General features: G+C 38.4%; 21 protein-coding genes and 1 tRNA gene. 2 read left to right on the top strand and 20 right to left on the bottom strand.

The features are described from left to right. Window positions 1–76: 76 nt before the first annotated feature. The 3 genes from B5F53_RS13865 to B5F53_RS13855 all read right to left on the bottom strand — a co-directional run bounded on the left by B5F53_RS13865 (window position 77) and on the right by B5F53_RS13855 (window position 1580). Window positions 77–385 (bottom strand): ArsR/SmtB family transcription factor, encoded by a 309-nt coding sequence (locus tag B5F53_RS13865; RefSeq protein ID WP_002586618.1) that lies wholly within the window; start codon window positions 383–385, stop codon window positions 77–79. A gap of 127 nt (window positions 386–512) precedes the next feature. Beyond that, entirely contained in the window at window positions 513–890 is a 378-nt protein-coding gene (locus B5F53_RS13860; protein ID WP_002586617.1) for a TnpV protein, read from the bottom strand. Window positions 891–1223: 333 nt separating this feature from the next. Beyond that, a complete protein-coding gene (locus B5F53_RS13855) occupies window positions 1224–1580 on the bottom strand; it encodes a hypothetical protein (protein ID WP_087224408.1) in 357 nt (118 codons plus the stop codon). A 106-nt stretch (window positions 1581–1686) separates the two neighbouring features. On the opposite strand from B5F53_RS13855, the gene B5F53_RS13850 reads away from it, so the two are divergent. Then, window positions 1687–1899 carry a helix-turn-helix domain-containing protein gene (locus B5F53_RS13850; protein ID WP_087224406.1) on the top strand — a complete coding sequence of 71 codons (213 nt, stop codon included), beginning with the start codon at window positions 1687–1689 and terminating at the stop codon, window positions 1897–1899. Window positions 1900–1956: 57 nt separating this feature from the next. Here the strand turns inward: B5F53_RS13850 and B5F53_RS13845 are convergent, their stop codons facing one another. From B5F53_RS13845 to B5F53_RS13785, 15 genes are all read right to left on the bottom strand, one after another. After that, on the bottom strand, window positions 1957–2544 hold the full coding sequence (locus B5F53_RS13845; protein ID WP_087224404.1) for a hypothetical protein: 588 nt from the start codon (window positions 2542–2544) through the stop codon (window positions 1957–1959). A 14-nt stretch (window positions 2545–2558) separates the two neighbouring features. Then, window positions 2559–2855 carry a hypothetical protein gene (locus B5F53_RS13840; RefSeq protein WP_087224402.1) on the bottom strand — a complete coding sequence of 99 codons (297 nt, stop codon included), beginning with the start codon at window positions 2853–2855 and terminating at the stop codon, window positions 2559–2561. Window positions 2856–2873: 18 nt separating this feature from the next. Next, the gene (locus B5F53_RS13835; RefSeq protein ID WP_087224400.1) at window positions 2874–3878 is read right to left on the bottom strand and encodes a DUF6017 domain-containing protein; all 1005 of its coding nucleotides are present in this window, start codon (window positions 3876–3878) and stop codon (window positions 2874–2876) included. Between the two features lie 51 nt (window positions 3879–3929). Then, complete coding sequence (locus B5F53_RS13830; protein ID WP_087224398.1) at window positions 3930–4280, bottom strand: replication initiator protein A; 351 nt, start codon at window positions 4278–4280, stop codon at window positions 3930–3932. A gap of 4 nt (window positions 4281–4284) precedes the next feature. Further along, window positions 4285–5187 carry a ParB/RepB/Spo0J family partition protein gene (locus B5F53_RS13825; RefSeq protein ID WP_087224396.1) on the bottom strand — a complete coding sequence of 301 codons (903 nt, stop codon included), beginning with the start codon at window positions 5185–5187 and terminating at the stop codon, window positions 4285–4287. After that, a complete protein-coding gene (locus B5F53_RS13820; protein WP_087224394.1) occupies window positions 5177–5962 on the bottom strand; it encodes a ParA family protein in 786 nt (261 codons plus the stop codon). Before B5F53_RS13820 ends, B5F53_RS13825 begins: the two co-directional genes overlap by 11 nt. A 16-nt stretch (window positions 5963–5978) precedes the next feature. Next, window positions 5979–6824 carry a ParB/RepB/Spo0J family partition protein gene (locus tag B5F53_RS13815; protein ID WP_242970326.1) on the bottom strand — a complete coding sequence of 282 codons (846 nt, stop codon included), beginning with the start codon at window positions 6822–6824 and terminating at the stop codon, window positions 5979–5981. Window positions 6825–7219: 395 nt separating this feature from the next. After that, window positions 7220–7293: transfer RNA gene (locus B5F53_RS13810), tRNA-Arg, on the bottom strand. 58 nt (window positions 7294–7351) lie between these two features. Next, a complete protein-coding gene (locus tag B5F53_RS19935; protein ID WP_162610614.1) occupies window positions 7352–7504 on the bottom strand; it encodes a hypothetical protein in 153 nt (50 codons plus the stop codon). A 119-nt stretch (window positions 7505–7623) separates the two neighbouring features. Next, entirely contained in the window at window positions 7624–7776 is a 153-nt protein-coding gene (locus B5F53_RS19930; protein WP_162610614.1) for a hypothetical protein, read from the bottom strand. Window positions 7777–7938: 162 nt separating this feature from the next. Further along, a complete protein-coding gene (locus tag B5F53_RS13805; RefSeq protein ID WP_087224392.1) occupies window positions 7939–8811 on the bottom strand; it encodes a DUF3881 family protein in 873 nt (290 codons plus the stop codon). Window positions 8812–8856: 45 nt separating this feature from the next. Next, window positions 8857–10140, bottom strand: coding sequence for a serine--tRNA ligase (gene serS / locus B5F53_RS13800; RefSeq protein ID WP_087224391.1), 1284 nt, complete (start codon window positions 10138–10140; stop codon window positions 8857–8859). A 17-nt stretch (window positions 10141–10157) separates the two neighbouring features. Continuing rightward, window positions 10158–10757: a DUF4446 family protein gene (locus tag B5F53_RS13795; protein WP_087224389.1), complete on the bottom strand. Its 600-nt coding sequence runs from the start codon at window positions 10755–10757 to the stop codon at window positions 10158–10160. 16 nt (window positions 10758–10773) lie between these two features. Then, window positions 10774–11685, bottom strand: coding sequence for a ParB/RepB/Spo0J family partition protein (locus B5F53_RS13790; protein ID WP_087224387.1), 912 nt, complete (start codon window positions 11683–11685; stop codon window positions 10774–10776). A 6-nt stretch (window positions 11686–11691) separates the two neighbouring features. Beyond that, window positions 11692–12456 carry a ParA family protein gene (locus B5F53_RS13785; protein ID WP_087224385.1) on the bottom strand — a complete coding sequence of 255 codons (765 nt, stop codon included), beginning with the start codon at window positions 12454–12456 and terminating at the stop codon, window positions 11692–11694. Window positions 12457–12701: 245 nt separating this feature from the next. On the opposite strand from B5F53_RS13785, the gene B5F53_RS13780 reads away from it, so the two are divergent. After that, window positions 12702–13655 (top strand): alpha/beta fold hydrolase, encoded by a 954-nt coding sequence (locus B5F53_RS13780; RefSeq protein WP_087224383.1) that lies wholly within the window; start codon window positions 12702–12704, stop codon window positions 13653–13655. 44 nt (window positions 13656–13699) lie between these two features. Here the strand turns inward: B5F53_RS13780 and B5F53_RS13775 are convergent, their stop codons facing one another. Beyond that, window positions 13700–15112 (bottom strand): DUF4340 domain-containing protein, encoded by a 1413-nt coding sequence (locus B5F53_RS13775; RefSeq protein WP_162610613.1) that lies wholly within the window; start codon window positions 15110–15112, stop codon window positions 13700–13702. After that, window positions 15112–16572: a GldG family protein gene (locus B5F53_RS13770; RefSeq protein ID WP_087224379.1), complete on the bottom strand. Its 1461-nt coding sequence runs from the start codon at window positions 16570–16572 to the stop codon at window positions 15112–15114. The genes B5F53_RS13775 and B5F53_RS13770 overlap by 1 nt, the downstream gene beginning before the upstream one ends. Window positions 16573–16580 lie beyond the last annotated feature (8 nt).

The raw sequence follows: 16580 nt of genomic DNA, 5'->3' as shown, positions 1-16580 counted from the left end.
TCATATAGTTATATTGAAATATGTCGATTTATCGTCCCGAATATAAGCCGTGCGGAAAAGCAATCAATAAACTTCCTCACTTTTCACAGCACGACTTGTTTTCGCTTTCAACATCAAGTGTTGTCAACTGCCGCAAACATTCTTTTGCCTGCTCCACACCTTTTTCTGAAATAGAATAGTGTGTCCATTTTCCCTCTTTGCGCCCGACAACTATTTCAGCGTCACAAAGAATTTTCATATGGTGGGAAAGCGTAGGCTGCGTGACATTGATTTCTTCTAGCAACTTGCAAGCACATTTTTCACCTGAACGCAGCAGTTTTATAATCCTAATGCGGTTTTCATCACAAAACGCTTTGAAAATTGCCGCAATTCTTTTTTCATCCATCTCTCTCAATCACCTCCTATAGATAAATGTCTATGTGTTATTATATGCAACACATAGAAAAATGTCAATATATTTTTTTGATTTAAGTGAAACAGCGGTAGGAAAACTAAATCCTACCGCTGTCTTCTTATGCAAAGATGATTTCTTTTTCCACAATCTCCTTTGCACACGCCCGTATGTTATTCATTCTCTGTGTCCATTCCAAAGCGTTTTCCGCCTTTAACTGCTCCGTAATACCCTGCACCCGTTTCATCTGCTCTGTGAGCCTTTCCATGCGCTCCTGCGCCTGCCTGTCGATGTCAGCAAGGTAATTGTTCAGCCTGCCGCTTGTGAACAAGGTTATGTAGGTGGCTCGGCGGTATTCTTTCAGATACCGCAAGTGCCGCTGTCCCCACAAACCAATAGGCTGTTCTTTTTCGGCTGGTAAGATAAGACATGGGATATAATAATCTCCTTGCAGTTCATACCACAGACCATTTTTATCATCGTAAATGTACTTGTCCATTGAAAAATCCTCCGTTATAATATATTCGCACATACATCACAGCTCTCCGATTGCCACACTCTGTTATATTTTGTTATGAGATTTTCTTGCCCTTGCATTTGCCCTTATGAGCAAGGAGGGAAAGAGTAAACTTGTGTGTAACCGTATAAAGAGATAAGGCGAACACATTGCGATAAATCCTTTGTTTTCAAGGCTTTTGGAGGATTTTATTAAAACACTGTAACCTCTGTTGAGAGGTCATAATTTACTGATATTCAAATTCGTATTTGTTAGTTTGATTATATCTATTTTCTAAAAATCAATCAATGTATATCTCCAATCCACCAACAATTCTTATAGCCACATTTCTCCATTTTCATATTCAATATTCCAACTTCCTCTGCATAATTTCATGCAGATCCTATTAGGATAGACCTTAATCTTTATCCTGTCCGGATATCCTAATACATCATAAGAAAAAAGAACTTCTTTGAAATCATTTCGCCTGGTCCGATCCAGAAGATTTTCTGCAAAAGCAACTTTATCAGGAATGATAAGCTTATTGGCAACTACTGTCATTCCCTGTTCATAAAACTGATCGCTGGTTGTACTCGTTGTGGATATTACTTCTACATCCCGGCCAAACTGCAGATATAAAAGAATGCCGGTGAAAAGAAACAGAATCGGCAGGATTATCTTTACTTTTCTCATATACGCACTCTCCTGTAGTGTCCGTATACGAACACTATTGTTTCCCTTATTTTACGCTAATAATATCTGTATAGCAATATGAATCTATAGAAAGCAGTTTACTGAAATGATTAAATATGACAAGTTATGGGAAACTATGAAAGCCCGGAACATTACACAATATGATCTGTATACCCGGTATCATATGAACCGCTCTCAGCTAAACCGATTACGGCATAATCAGAATGTAGAAGTCAATACGATTGATAAACTCTGTAATATTTTGAATTGCAATGTTGAAGATATTATGACTCATTATCCTGATGACAATGTATTCTGAACACATCATCTGATGAACAGACTCCCCATTCACAATGAATGTGGAGCCTGTTTATTTTTACAGATTAAATAACCGGTTTGCATCATGAAATCCCTGACAATATGCCGTCTTCCCGCATATCCGGATCATGCACTCCAATTTATCATACAGTTCCTGTATGACGTCCATTCTGCGACAATCCGATAAGTTCTCCTGCATCTTTTCAACTACTATTTTTAGCTCTTTATCTGCTTGTTGAAATTCTTTATCATCATACAAAGCTTCCTGAAATACAGATCCTTCCTGTATCTGATAAAGCTTATTTATAAGTTCGTCTGCCTCATAATCGATTTCCGTATTATGCCTGTACTGACCTTTTTCACGCCTGAGATTAGCAGCCATATCGACAACAAGTAGAATTCCCATCTGAAGTCCTATTTCTGTATATACGCTAGCCGTCTCACTGCTGATCTCATTGGAAAGGTCCAGAAGTTCTGACGTGGGATTTGGATCATACTTTTTTACTGCATCTTCAAACTTGTCGTACAGTTCGTCTATTCTCTCCTCATAATTCCTTGTATCTTCATCCGGTCCCAGACCAAACAGCAGAAAATCCGCAACACTCCGTATATTTGCTTTCCCTAAAATTTCATGTATGTACGCCATATTCATCCTTCTTTCTAAGACAAAAGCCTGTCGCTCACATATCCTCTCAGCATATCTACCGTTACTTCGATAAAGCATGCACAGAATAAAATCAAGAATGCTGCCGCTTCAATACACAAGAGTGCCGCCACCTGAACCCAGTCCTGATAACAGACAATCGTTCCGATCATCAAAAGAATAAGCAGGAAAGTAAAAACCCCTTTTATAAAGCCATATAAATTGACTGTCAGCTTAATGCAAAGGCTGATCAGAGCCAAGATGATCCATACCGGAAGCAATATCAGTTTTTCAATTAATTTTAAAATTATCATGATTTCTCCTTTCCTCCCTCAGGCAAACTGGGGCATATCGTGATTTACCTCAGCCTGATAATAACCATCAATCGTAGCAGGCGCATTAAATAATGCAGCCAGCATATACTTCTTAATATTCTTGACTTTTGAAGTATTCTTTTTCAGACATTCGATCACATATTCGATGTGTGAATATTTAAGTTTCAGAAATTTACTTTTCACAAACTGCACCGGATACCGGTTACTGGCAATCAGTATTTCTTCATTCTGACACAATACTGTCTCCAGTATCAGCTCATAGATCCCATTGATCAGCTCCTGCTCAAAAGGATGGGTGATCAGAAGATTATCATAGTCAATATTCTCTTTGATCAGGCTTCCGTACGCCTGCATAGTTGTCATCCCTTCTGCGGATCGCATCTGAGACGATCCGATTAGATCTGATTCAGTATCATTCTCTTTATTATAACTTAAATTATTATAAATAGAGTTTGTTTTGCAAACTTCTTGAAGTTTATTTTCAGGACTTCTTGAAGTTTGTTTTTGGGACTTCTTGAAGTTTGTTTTGTAAACTTCTTGATCTGACTCTTCCCCCTCATAAGTTTGAATTGTAAACTTCTGTGGCTCTGTCTCCTGATCTGATGGAATATCTTCCGCAGTTTTTTCCTCGTCTGCCATCATAAATGATTTTACATAGATAATATTGGTCTTGCCAAATCCCTGACGTTTCTTCTCGATTAGACCAATCCCGTTTTCACTGTCCAGCTCCTGCAGCGATTTTACAGCTTTATTTCTGCCACAATTCAGCAATTCCATAATATCTTCAATAGAAAAGTATATATAAGCCCTGTTTTCATGATCAAACCACTGGTTCTTGATAGATAAAGACATCCTGTCCAACATCAGCCCATACAATATCTTCGCATCACTGGACAGTCCGCGGAAGTAATCATTCTTAAATAACGCTTTTGGAATCCGGTAAAAACTATACTGATCCGCCTGGGATCCGTAAAAATAATTAAATGATACTTTTTGTTCCATATGTTCCTCCTTTCTTCTGGATTTCAGAGGTGCTATTTCCGGCACCTCTGATCAAGCCGCTGTAAACTGTTTAATATATAAAAGGTTTGGCAGTCCAGATCCTCGGATCTGTTTCTCAACAAGTCCCTTTTCCTCCAATTCAGAAAGGATCTCCATCGCCTTTTTTCTTGAAATACACATATCCTGCTGGATTTCTGCAATAGGATAGATCACATATACTCTGTTCTCTCTGTCGAGCCATTTATTCTTTGATGCCATTCCCATTCGATCCAACAGAAGACCATATAACATCTTAGCCATAATTGACAGAGATGAGAAATCCTTGCCTGTTAATAACAGTTTAGGAATGCGGATAAAAGAGTATTGATCCGCCTCTTTTCCATAAAAATACCGAAACGCCATTTTTTCATCCCTCCTGTTCCGTCTTCCATTTTTCCAATAAACTGACGATTATCCGTTCCATTTGCTCTTCCGAATATTCAAGCGGAAAATATTTCGTGAGTTTTTTCTCTGAAATTGTCACCTTTCTATTTTTGGTTTTAGGAGCAATACAATTATTAAATATCGAGATCATAAAATTCTGACTGATTGTTTCCGTTTCAAGATGTTTCCGCAATGCTGAAATCTGTCCAGGCTTGATGAAACCATTGTCCCGGATATATTCATAAATCCATTTCTGGATTTCCCTGTCGAGATATGAAATATCAACAGCTACCGTGAATTGCAGTTTCTTTTTATCAACAAGTTCGAGCATTTCCGGTATAAGTTCCGTGAGACGAATATAACGCTGTATCTGATTTCTACTGATTCCTACTTCACTCGCGAGGAGTTCATCCGATCTTTTATTTGTCCCATTTTGGGACGCATTTTTTGTTGGTCTCCCGGCTTGTCTCTTCATTGCATTTAATTTCATTTTAAAAGCAAATGCCTTTTCACTCGGAAGTAGTTCTTCCCTCTGAATATTGGCATCTACCATTGCAATTACCGCTTCATCATCTGACAGTTCTCTGATGATTGCCGGAATTGTAGTAAGACCTGCGATAGCAGCTGCATGCATTCTACGATGACCGGATATCATTTCATATTGATCATTCGCCGTTGGACGGATCAATACAGGAGTAAGTACTCCATTTTCCTTTACACTGTCTACCAGATCCTGCATTTTTCCATCATCAAGAACTTTAAAAGGATGATCCTTGAAACTATGGATCCTGCTGATTTCTATCTCCATAGCCGACTCTTCATTCAGAACTCCAAGCATTTCGTCAATACTTGTCAGTTTAACTTTTTCCCCGCTTCTATTTTTCATTTTCCAAAACCTCCTCTGTCAGATTTCTGTATGCCTCTGCAACTTTACTCCTGGGACAGTGTGCATAAATACTTATTCCTTCTGCGCTTGTTTCGGCAGCCTTTACAGACATAGGAATCGTATTCTGAAAGACAACAATCCTTGATCCGTATGTTTCATGTACTTTAGAAGAAATATCTTTCGCATAATTTGTTCTGTAATCGACCATAGTAAGAAGAATTCCCTGGATTTTCAATTTACGGTTCAACCTCTTCTTTACCATCATGATTGTTTTAATTAACTGCTGAAGTCCTTTTACAGGAAGGTAAGCAGCCTGAACCGGGATAAGCACTGAATCTGATGCCACCAGAGCATTAATTGTCATCATTCCAAGACTTGGCATACAATCGATCAAAATATAATCGTATCGTTCTCTCATCATATCGATATAATCCTTCAGTATTAATTCCCTGCTCATAACATTTCCCATTGTCACTTCCAACGCAGAAAGTTCAATATTGCCGGGCATGATATCTATATTTTCCTCATGATGAAGAATCCCATCTGTCATATCGATTTCTTCCTCATTAATAACAGCCGTCAGGATGTTTGCCAGAGTAACCGGAATTTCATCCGGTTCGACATATCCAAGGCTTGCAGTCAGACTTCCCTGCGGATCTGTATCGACAAGCAATACTTTATTCCCTTTCCTTGCTAATCCAATGCCAAGATTTACAGCAGTAGTAGTCTTTGCGACTCCGCCTTTCTGATTTGCTATTGAAATAACCTTACACATTTTTTGTCCTCCTCAATTACTGTTCCCAGTATTGTTCTGCCCAGAGTTTTAATATTGCCAGGATTTCCCGTTTCATTTTCTCCGGTGTATAACTGGATGGGAAATATCGGTGAAGCTGTTCATTTGTAAAAATCACTCTGGAGATTTCTCCCTTCTTAATCTCACTCATAATATCTTCCATCTTTTCTTTTGTGAGCTTTCCTTCTTTGCTTAACCTTTTCATCCGCTGCGCCTGTGACAGTGAAGGCGTAGACTGTGCATAATCCATAGCGTCGAGAAGCTGTTTTTGCTCTTCCTTCTTCAGAGAGGCGATCTCTACTGCAGGATTAAATCCAATCATTTCATCATCCAACTGTTGGAGCAGTTCCGGGATCAATTCTGTAATCTTGATATAGCGTTGAACCTGCTTAGGGCTGTCACCGCCTTCCACTCCAATAATCTCGACTGTCTTTTTCCCTTTGAATTTGTGGTCAATTTGGCTACGCTTTCGACCGCCTTTTCTTTTCATTGCCTCATTTTTCATCATATAGGCAAATGCTTTTTCGCTGTAGCTGATCCGCTCCCGCTGCAAATTAGAATCCACCATGGAAATAATCGCCTCGTCATCGGACATCACCCGGATGATTACGGGCAGCTTACGATATCCCAATTGCTGTGCCGCATATTTTCTTCTATGCCCTGCCACAATCTCATACACACCATCCAGGACAGGTCTAACGATCAGTGGACTGAGTATCCCGTAATTTTGAATACTTTCTTTTAGAAGCGACATCTCTTTATCGTCCCTGACCTGAAATGGATGCTTCTTAAAATCGCGAAGCCTCTCGATCTCAATTTCAATGACTTTCTCTTTTTCTTCCAATTCTTCCTCCTTCTTTCTTCTGATACGCAAAAAGCCCGTTCAGATCAGATTTTTATAAATCCGATCCAAACGAGCTTCTCGTTTGACATATCCATGTAATTAATATTGTATCAGCTTTCTGCGGATAATCCGTAATGACGTACCGCCTGTTTATCCAGCATTTTCTCTTTTTTACTATCTAAAACACAGGCTGACATCTAACCGAGCACTCATATTAGCTAAACGCTCTGAAAAAAAGTATTAGCCACAGAGCATATTTATTAGCTGGAGCCGCCGATTTTTGTCGGTGTATTAGCTGAGATTTCATTCCTGTCAGACCCTTTTTTCTCTCCAGAAAATGAAATAAGCGGGTAATTATTCAGCCGTTCCAGCTAATAATTCCCGCTTATATTTGCCGTCTCCGGGAGGATTTGAACCTCTGACCCCTCGCTTAGGAGGCGAGTGCTCTATCCAGCTGAGCTACGAAGACATTCTCTGATTTTTGGCTTAAACACTGGGTTTTCAGCCTCTCGGTCAGATAACCGATTCTATGGTAACAGCCATTTTTTATGACTGGTAACCAACAATTTTTTCTGTTTCTTTGACAGTGAAGCGAACACCTTTTTCATGTTCATCTCCTGTTCAATTCGTTTCCGTACCAGATCCGATTTGTACTCAAATCTGCCTGTCCCTGCTTCCATGAGGTGTTCGCTTACCAAACACTTAGGAGGCGAGTGCTCTATCCAGCTGAGCTACGAAGACATTCTCTGATTTTTGGCTTAAACACTGGGTTTTCAGCCTCTCGGTCAGATAACCGATTCTATGGTAACAGCCATTTTTTATGACTGGTAACCAACAATTTTTTCTGTTTCTTTGACAGTGAAGCGAACACCTTTTTCATGTTCATCTCCTGTTCAATTCGTTTCCGTACCAGATCCGATTTGTACTCAAATCTGCCTGTCCCTGCTTCCATGAGGTGTTCGCTTACCAAACACTTAGGAGGCGCTTGTTATATCCATTTAACTAAGGGAACTTCCTATCAGGTGAAGAATCTTTCTTCACGAGTCTTTATTATAGCATAAAAAACTGCTGGTGAAAAGACTTATCACCAGCAGTTTTCAAATTTTTGCAGCTATTACATCTGAAGCTGTCCCTGAAGCCATAAGATCCCCTTAAATCTTCTTCCCACTTTCGGTTCTCCCAGCAGATCTTTCTTATTAATACAAATGTCAAACTGCATATCGTTGCTTTCAATGGTAAGCTGATAAATATCTTCTCCTGTCAGAATATTTTTGAAGCTCATCATATCCAGTATCTCGCCCATTACGTTATACTGATCGCATTCAATCCCATAGGGCATAAAATAAGAGTCCACAATTGTAAAAACATCATCCGTTGCAATCCTTCTGGAAATCATCGAATACATATCCATATCTTCCATGGTCAGACTCTCCATAGCCTCTTCATCTCCGCTTCTTGCGGCAGCTATCAGATGATTCCGATTCTGGGACGCTTCCTGTTCAATTTTCACCTGCTCTTTATCTTTCTGCAGAGGAAGAAGTATTTTTCCCTCTTTTGCAAGTCCTGATAAAGTCAGGGGATAAGAATTAACTTTTCCGTTCTGTTTATAATATTCTATCATATATTCAGCCGCATTCTGGAGATAGAATATCAGAGTAACTCCTATTCTTAAATCATCACATGCTCCTGCATACGAATCCTTTTCCGCATGTTTCTCCACCACAATATGTTCCTGTGTGGTAACTCCGGTACCTCTGAAAAATGGGAAATAATATTCCATATGGAACTGATTCTTTTCATCGTATTCTCCACATACCGTAATTCCACAGTCACATCCGTAATTTTTAGAAAACTCTGCAAATAGGGTTTCCGGATTTGTATCTACTATTAACTTTTCATCGTATGTGTTTACCACATCTTCCAGAATTTCCTTTAGTTCATTTTTACTTAAATTGGAAAATCCCACAGATTTTAAATAACTATGCATAAGAGCCACCTTCTTCCAGTCTCATTGTCAGCTTCTTAAATAGAATTATTTTGTTTCTATTTTTGTCATGCCGCCCATATATGGCTGCAGAACTTCCGGAATATTAACAGTACCATCCTCATTTAAATTATTCTCTAAAAATGCAATCAGCATTCTCGGCGGTGCAACTACCGTATTATTTAATGTATGCGCAAGATACTTGCCCTTTTCACCGTTTACGCGGATTTTCAGCCGGCGGGCCTGTGCGTCACCCAGATTAGAGCAGCTTCCCACTTCAAAGTATTTCTTCTGTCTCGGAGACCATGCTTCCACATCCACTGATTTCACCTTTAAATCGGCTAAATCGCCGGAACAGCATTCCAGAGTTCTTACCGGAATATCCAGAGAACGGAATAAATCAACGGTGTTCTGCCATAATTTATCAAACCACATGGGGCTTTCTTCCGGTTTGCAGACTACAATCATTTCCTGTTTCTCAAACTGGTGAATCCGGTATACGCCTCTTTCCTCAATTCCATGAGCTCCTTTTTCCTTCCGGAAACACGGAGAATAGCTGGTCAGAGTCTGAGGAAGCTGTTCTTCCGGAATAATCTGATCGATGAATTTACCTATCATAGAATGTTCGCTGGTTCCAATCAGATATAAGTCTTCTCCTTCGATCTTATACATCATCGCATCCATTTCTGCAAAGCTCATAACTCCTGTTACTACATTGCTGCGAATCATAAAAGGAGGTACACAATACGTAAATCCTCTGTTAATCATAAAATCACGGGCATAAGAAATAATTGCAGAATGAAGTCTCGCAACGTCTCCCATTAAATAATAGAATCCGTTTCCTGCCACTCTTCTTGCACTGTCCAAATCAATTCCATTGAACTTTTCCATAATTTCTGTATGATAAGGAATTTCGAAATCAGGAACAACTGGTTCCCCGTATTTCTGCACCTCAACATTCTCACTGTCATCTTTTCCGATAGGAACAGAAGGATCGATAATATTGGGAATGATCATCATGTCTTTTAACAGTTCTTCTTCTACTTCTTTTTCTCTCTGTGACAGTTCTTCGATACGCTGTGCAGATGCGGCTACCTGTTTCTTAACTTCTTCTGCTTCTTCTCTTTTTCCCTGGCCCATCAGAGCTCCGATTTGTTTGGAGATTTTATTTCTCTGTGCACGAAGAGCCTCTACTTCCTGCTTAATCTCGCGATTTTCCTTATCCAGTTCCAGAACTTTATCTACCAGTTCCAATTTGCTGTCCTGGAATTTGTTTCTTATATTCTGTTTTACTACCTCTGGATTTTCTCTTACAAATTTTATATCTAACATCTTGTTCCTCCTATTATTTAATCATTTCCATCTTTTTTGTTTTTAACGGTTTTTTCGCTTTTACTTGTTTTTCTTTTTTTCTGTGCTCTTCTTTGTACGCTTTCCTCTGAATTTTCCAATTCTTCTACTCCGAACTGAACCGCTTTACGCAGAGCTTCTACTTCTTCCTGACTCAGCATGACATAGGATTCTCCTTTTACGATTTCCTTTAAATAAAGGAAACAGTTATCCCTGCTATGTATGGCATTTAATATGAGTCCTGAGTTGCTGCTGTCCAGCAATGCCAGAACAAAACTTAATTTGCCTCCCATATCATCAAAGGCATCGTATTTGATTACCCCGTATTTTGTAAACATGCGATCCATTTCTTTTCGTATGGAAATTATGTTTTCAGACTGCACAGAACTAATTTCAGAAAGTTTGTCTACCTGTGCAAATTTACGCACAAAAGTCTTTTCCAAAGACTGTGCATCCTTTCCTTTCATAAACATCTTATATCTTTTTTCCAGACGTCCCAGCCTCATATGACAACTTACCACACATATTAAAAGTATAACCACGAATACCAGTAATATAAAAGCGATAATTCCCGTATCAATTCCTATACTATCTATCATACTATTAACGGCCCCTTTATCTTATTGATTCAAACAAATCTATTATACGCTCTAATTCCTCCTGTGAATAGTATTCGATTTCTATTTTTCCCTTATGATTCTTTTTCCGGTTAATTGATACCTTTGTGCCAATAATCCCCTTCATCTTTTCTTCCAGACTTTCATAAATAGCGTCTTCCGAGGAATTAACCGGCGCTTTTTTCTTTTCTTTAGGATCTAAAACAGTTTTTACCAGTCTTTCTGTTTCGCGCACACTCAGTTTTTCATCGAAAATACGGTTTGCAAGGGTTACCTGCATCTTTCCGTCAGTAATTGCCAGAAGCGCCCTGGCATGTCCGGAAGAAATCATCTCATCAATCAACATTTGCTGCACCTTTTCATCCAGCTTCAGCAAACGCATAGAGTTTGTCACTGCTGTTCTGCTCTTAGAGACTCTTTCTGCCACCTCGTCCTGACGCAGATGAAACTCTTCTAAAAGTCTTTTGTATGCCTGGGCTTCTTCAATCGGATTCAGGTCTTCTCTCTGAATATTTTCAATTAAAGAAATCTCCACTTCTTCCTGGGCGGAAAATTCTTTAATCAAAGCAGGAACTTCTTTTAAACCAGCCATTTTAGCGGCTCTCCAACGTCTCTCTCCTGCGATGATTTCATAATATTCTTTCTTGTCTGATACTAAGAGGGGCTGTAAAACTCCGTACTGTTTAATGGACTCTGCCAACTCTAACAAAGCGTCTTCATCAAATTGCTTTCTGGGCTGATTTCGATTCGGTTCAATTTTTGACAGTTTGATCTGTTTCACGCCTGACGCTGCTTCGCTCTCTTCTTTTGCAACAACTTTTTGACTATTGCTGCTCTTCTTTTCTTTTTCTTTCACCGATTTGGAACCAGTTTCAGGGATTAGTGCGTTTAATCCTCTACCAAGCGCCATTCTTTATCATCCCTCCCTGTTCATTACTTCTTCTGCCAGAAGCCGATAACTTTCTGCTCCTGACGATTTTGTATCATACAAATTTATAGGTTTTCCGTAACTGGGGGCTTCTGCCAGCCTTACATTTCTTGGTATTATCGTTTTATAAATATTTTGCTGCAAATTTTCCTTCACATTTTCAACTACTTCAAGAGATAAATTGGTTCTGGCATCATACATGGTAAAGACTACCCCTTCAATAAACAATTTGTGGTTTAATCTTTCTTTCACCAGTTCAATTGTATGTATTAACTGTGATAATCCCTCCAGTGCATAATACTCACACTGAATCGGAACCAATACCGAATTGGCTGCACATAAAGCGTTAATGGTCAACATGCTAAGAGATGGAGGACAATCCATTACTACATAATCATATTTTTTCTTAACTTTGTCAACAGCCCTTTTTAATATGTACTCTTTGTCTTCAACGCCAATCAACTCGATTTCCGCACCTGACAAATTCACATTTGATGGAATCAAATCCACATTTTCAATCACCTGACCGATAATGCATTCCTTAACTTTCTTTTCTTCCAACAACAATTCATACAATGTATTTTCAACATTGTTTTTATCAACTCCTAATCCACTGGTCGTATTCCCCTGGGGATCAATGTCAATAGTCAGAACTTTTTTACCTTTTTCGGCCAAACATGCAGAAAGGTTAATTGCTGTTGTTGATTTTCCTACTCCACCCTTTTGATTAGCAATTGCAATAACTCTTCCCAATTAAAATTCCTCCCTTTTATAAGGATGTTTTTATTATAGCACCTTTCATACATTATCGCCATAATTGTTTCACGTGAAACATTAGAAAAAAAAGACATTTTTCAAAAATTATTTGGCAATGTTTCACGTGAAACATTTTATAAAATACTATTTTCCAATTTTTTAAAAAAGCAAAAAATCATTGTATCCCTCTCATTTCTGGCGTATAATAAGAGTAGCCTATCTTTGAAGGAGGTATTAAAAAGATGAAAAAGAATAAGTATCGTGTAATTACTTTAGCAATACTTTTCGGAATTGCCACTGTTATTATTCATATAATTAATAAGATCATTGCTGCTTCTGCAATTTTTAAAGATATGCTGCGCGTATCTGAAAAGAACTATTTCAACTGGAGATTTGGGGATATTTATTATACCAAATCAGGATCAGGAACTCCTATTTTACTGATTCATGATTTAGTTCCGGGTGGCTCTTCTTACGAATGGGAGCGTATTGAAAAAAATTTATCTATGAAACATACAGTATACAGTGTTGATTTATTAGGATGTGGACGTTCTGATAAGCCATCTATTACATATACGAATTTTATTTATGTACAGATGATTACTGATTTCGTAAAAAATGTGATTGGGGAAAAGACAGATGTAATTGCCTGCGGTTTATCTTCTTCCTTTGCAATTATGGCTTGTCACAATGAAAAGGAAATTTTCAACAAGTTAATGCTTGTAAATCCACCTTCTTTCCATTCTTTAAATCAGACACCTACGAAACGTCGTAAATTATTAAAATTTATGATTGAATTCCCGGTATTCGGAACTTTAATTTATAACATGATGACATGTGAAAGTTCGATTAATAATTTATTTATTGAAAAATATTATTATAATCCATTTCACATGGATTCCGATGTTCTGGATGCTTATTATGAAGCGGCCCATAGAAACGGAAACAGTGCGAAGTTCCTCTATGCAAGCCTCATATCCAAATATGTGAATATTAATATTATTCATGGTTTAAAATCTATTGATAACAGTATTTTTATTGTTGAAGGCGAGGAAGAACCAACCGGCAAATCAATTATAGATTCTTATGCATCTGCCAATCCTGCCATTGAATCTGCCATTATTAAGCGTTCAAAACATCTTCCTCATATTGAGAATCCGGAAGGATTTCTGGAACAAGTGGGAATATTCTTTTAAAATAAGAGCTGCCGTAAAATACGGCAGCCCTTATTTTATCTTTCTTATGATTCTATCAGATTATCGAAGGCTTCTTTTACATCTTTATAAGACATCTTATTTACCAAATAAACTTTTCCGCTGCTGCTGATGCCTGCATAATAATTTTCATCGTACGGATAAAAGCTGACCGTTAATGTGGAATTGTCTGTAAACGTATAGGAAACGGTAAACTCTGCCGCCTCAGAAGGTGTATAGCCTTCTTCCAGAATCTTTTCTCCTGTCAGACTTGTCAAAGCATTATAAAAGGTATCGCTCAAATCCTTATCCAATTGCCTGTCATTATAATAATACTCATACTCCTCTACTGTTTCTTCTTCCGATTCTTCGTTTTCTTCTTTTTTCAGTTTTAATTCAAAGACCATATCCCCTTCTTCTGTTACATCTATTTTCGAGAGCTGGCTCTCTGCTGCATATGCCACTGTTAAATCGTACAGTTCTACGGGTTTTTTATTAATTATTTCTGATAAAGAAGTTCCTGTCATTGTGTAAATTTCCTGAGAATCATTTAAGCTTACATAGTAATTTTTGTTCTCATCCTGTGAGCCAACTTTTAAAACTACCTGCTTTGTTTCACGTGAATCTTCATCTTCTCCGGATGTCTCTTCTTCATATGTTATTGTTATAACTGCATTTGGATGATCCAGTCCATAGGCACTCATATCTTCACAGTTATAATTAACAAAATCCTGATAAGCAAGTCCGCTGACAGATGCCAACAGAGTAGACACTGTACCGGAATCGGCTGTCTGCAGTTCCTCATTTCCTATGGCTCCTGTTACCCAGCCGCTGGTTACTTCTTCCTCTTCCTTCAGCATATAGGGAGACTCAGTTTTCTCCACCTGAACTTCTGTAATACTGTCAGAAGAAATACTTGGATAAGTATTTCCTGACGCATAATCATATAAGTCACCGGTAAACGGCGTATAAACACTTTCTTCTACTAAATAGACCGTACTCTCATCCTTGTCCACAGTCATATAATATTCACTGGTAACCTCATTGAGAGAACCAAATTCTAATGTCTTTTTATTTCCATCGGAAGTTTCCACAATTATCCTGTTCAGAGGATCTGTTAATCCATATTCTTCCAGGTTATCCACATCTTTCAGTGTTCTGGTTGTGGAAACAGCGCTTAAAACATCTGTTATTTCACCCATTTTATCTGTATTAACCGGAAAATCCGGATCTTCTTTATTTGTCCATCCTCCTTCCCCTTTATCAAACGTATATTCCGATTCATCAATTGTAAAACTTATGGAAGTAATCTCTTCCTGATCGATGGAAACGATTTCCTCTGCCTGTTCTTCCTCTTGCTCTGATTCCTCTTTTACATTGTTTTTAACTATAAAATAAGAAATCAATAATAAAAGTAAAACCGCCACTCCGATCCCTATAGTTATCCCTTTTTTCTTCACTACGCTTTTCTCCTTTTCAGCCATATTACAAATCCCGTAACCAGGAACACTCCGGGAATCAGTATCATGGCAGTTATTGACCAGAAACTCACATCGTATCCGGTAATTGTCAGATAGGAGGTTTCTACACTTTTTACCGGTATGGATACAGACTCTTCCTGTTTACACATCCAGCTTAAGGAATCTGTAATTAACTGAGTATTACTTCCTGAAACCATCTGATCTATCTGTTCCTGCATCAGAGCAGAAGAAGAAAAGTAGACAATTTGTGTCGAATTTCCATCATCCACTTCTTCGCTGATGGAAACTCCAATATCAAAGGGACCGTCAATATCTCCCTCTTCTTTCTCCACCGTTGTGGAATCCGTATTTACCTTGGAATATGCATCCTCTGTAGTAGAAAGAAGACTGACAATATTTAAGGTATCTCTCGCATCCTCTGACTGCTTAATTCCCTGCGCTACCGGCATAAGAATATACCGATTATCGGACACTAAATTGGTTGTAATCTCAGATTCATTCATCTCTGGAAGCAGATAATAAGGCATTTGGGCAACATAGTGCTGGTTATCCCCCTCGAAAATAACCCCATCTACCCTTTCCACTCCGTAATTTGCAAGGAGAGAATCAAAATTTGTAAGTTCAGATGTGGTATAGTCTGAGAAAATAAGGGCTTTTCCGCCGCTTTCCAGGTAGTCTAAAACCGCTTCCTTCTCGCTTTCTGACAGATCCGTCTGAGGAGAATTTATTAAAATACAATCGGTGTCTTCCGGCACTTCACCTACATTTACCAGATTTAATGTTTCTATGTCTATATTATCCTTTTTAATGGACTCTTCTATTGTTGAACTTAAAGTACTTTCTCCATGGCCTTCCAGTACATAAAGTTTGGGCAGATCTTCACTGGTTACATAAGCGATCGCACTGGTAATCTGTCCTTCTCCGTCGAATCCGGTCACACTGTAAGAATAACTGGTATAATCCATGCTTTGTTCGTACAGAGAATTGTAATCAACAATCTTATTTTTATCCTGGCAGGTTACAATCAGACTGTTATCTGTTAAAGTATCCTGCGTATATTTGCTTGTAAAGCTGGGATTTACTACCGGATCTTTTTCCTCCACTTTAATGTGAGAAGACGCGTCTTCATATCTCTCCAGAAGCTTTGTGATGGTTTCATCTTCATTTCCGCTTTGTACAATCCGATATATGGTTACATCCTCTTCCAGATTCTTTAATACCTCTTCTGTCTGATCTCCAATCGTATATAATTTTTCTTCACTTACATCAATTTGCGTATATTTTGAAGGAAGTTCCCCTGCCAGCAGATTTACAACCACAGCAATTGCAAAAACAAGAACGGTTAAAAACATGCTGTAAGAACCGTATTTCAATTTCTTTTTATTAATCACACCGATTAAATTCTTTTTAATTCGTTTCCCTTTAAAATTCAGTTTCATCTCAGCCC

It is taken from the genome of Blautia sp. An249 (assembly GCF_002159835.1).
GTDB classification, from domain to species: Bacteria; Bacillota; Clostridia; order Lachnospirales; family Lachnospiraceae; genus Blautia_A; species Blautia_A avistercoris.
This window is presented reverse-complemented; position numbering and strand designations above follow the sequence as displayed.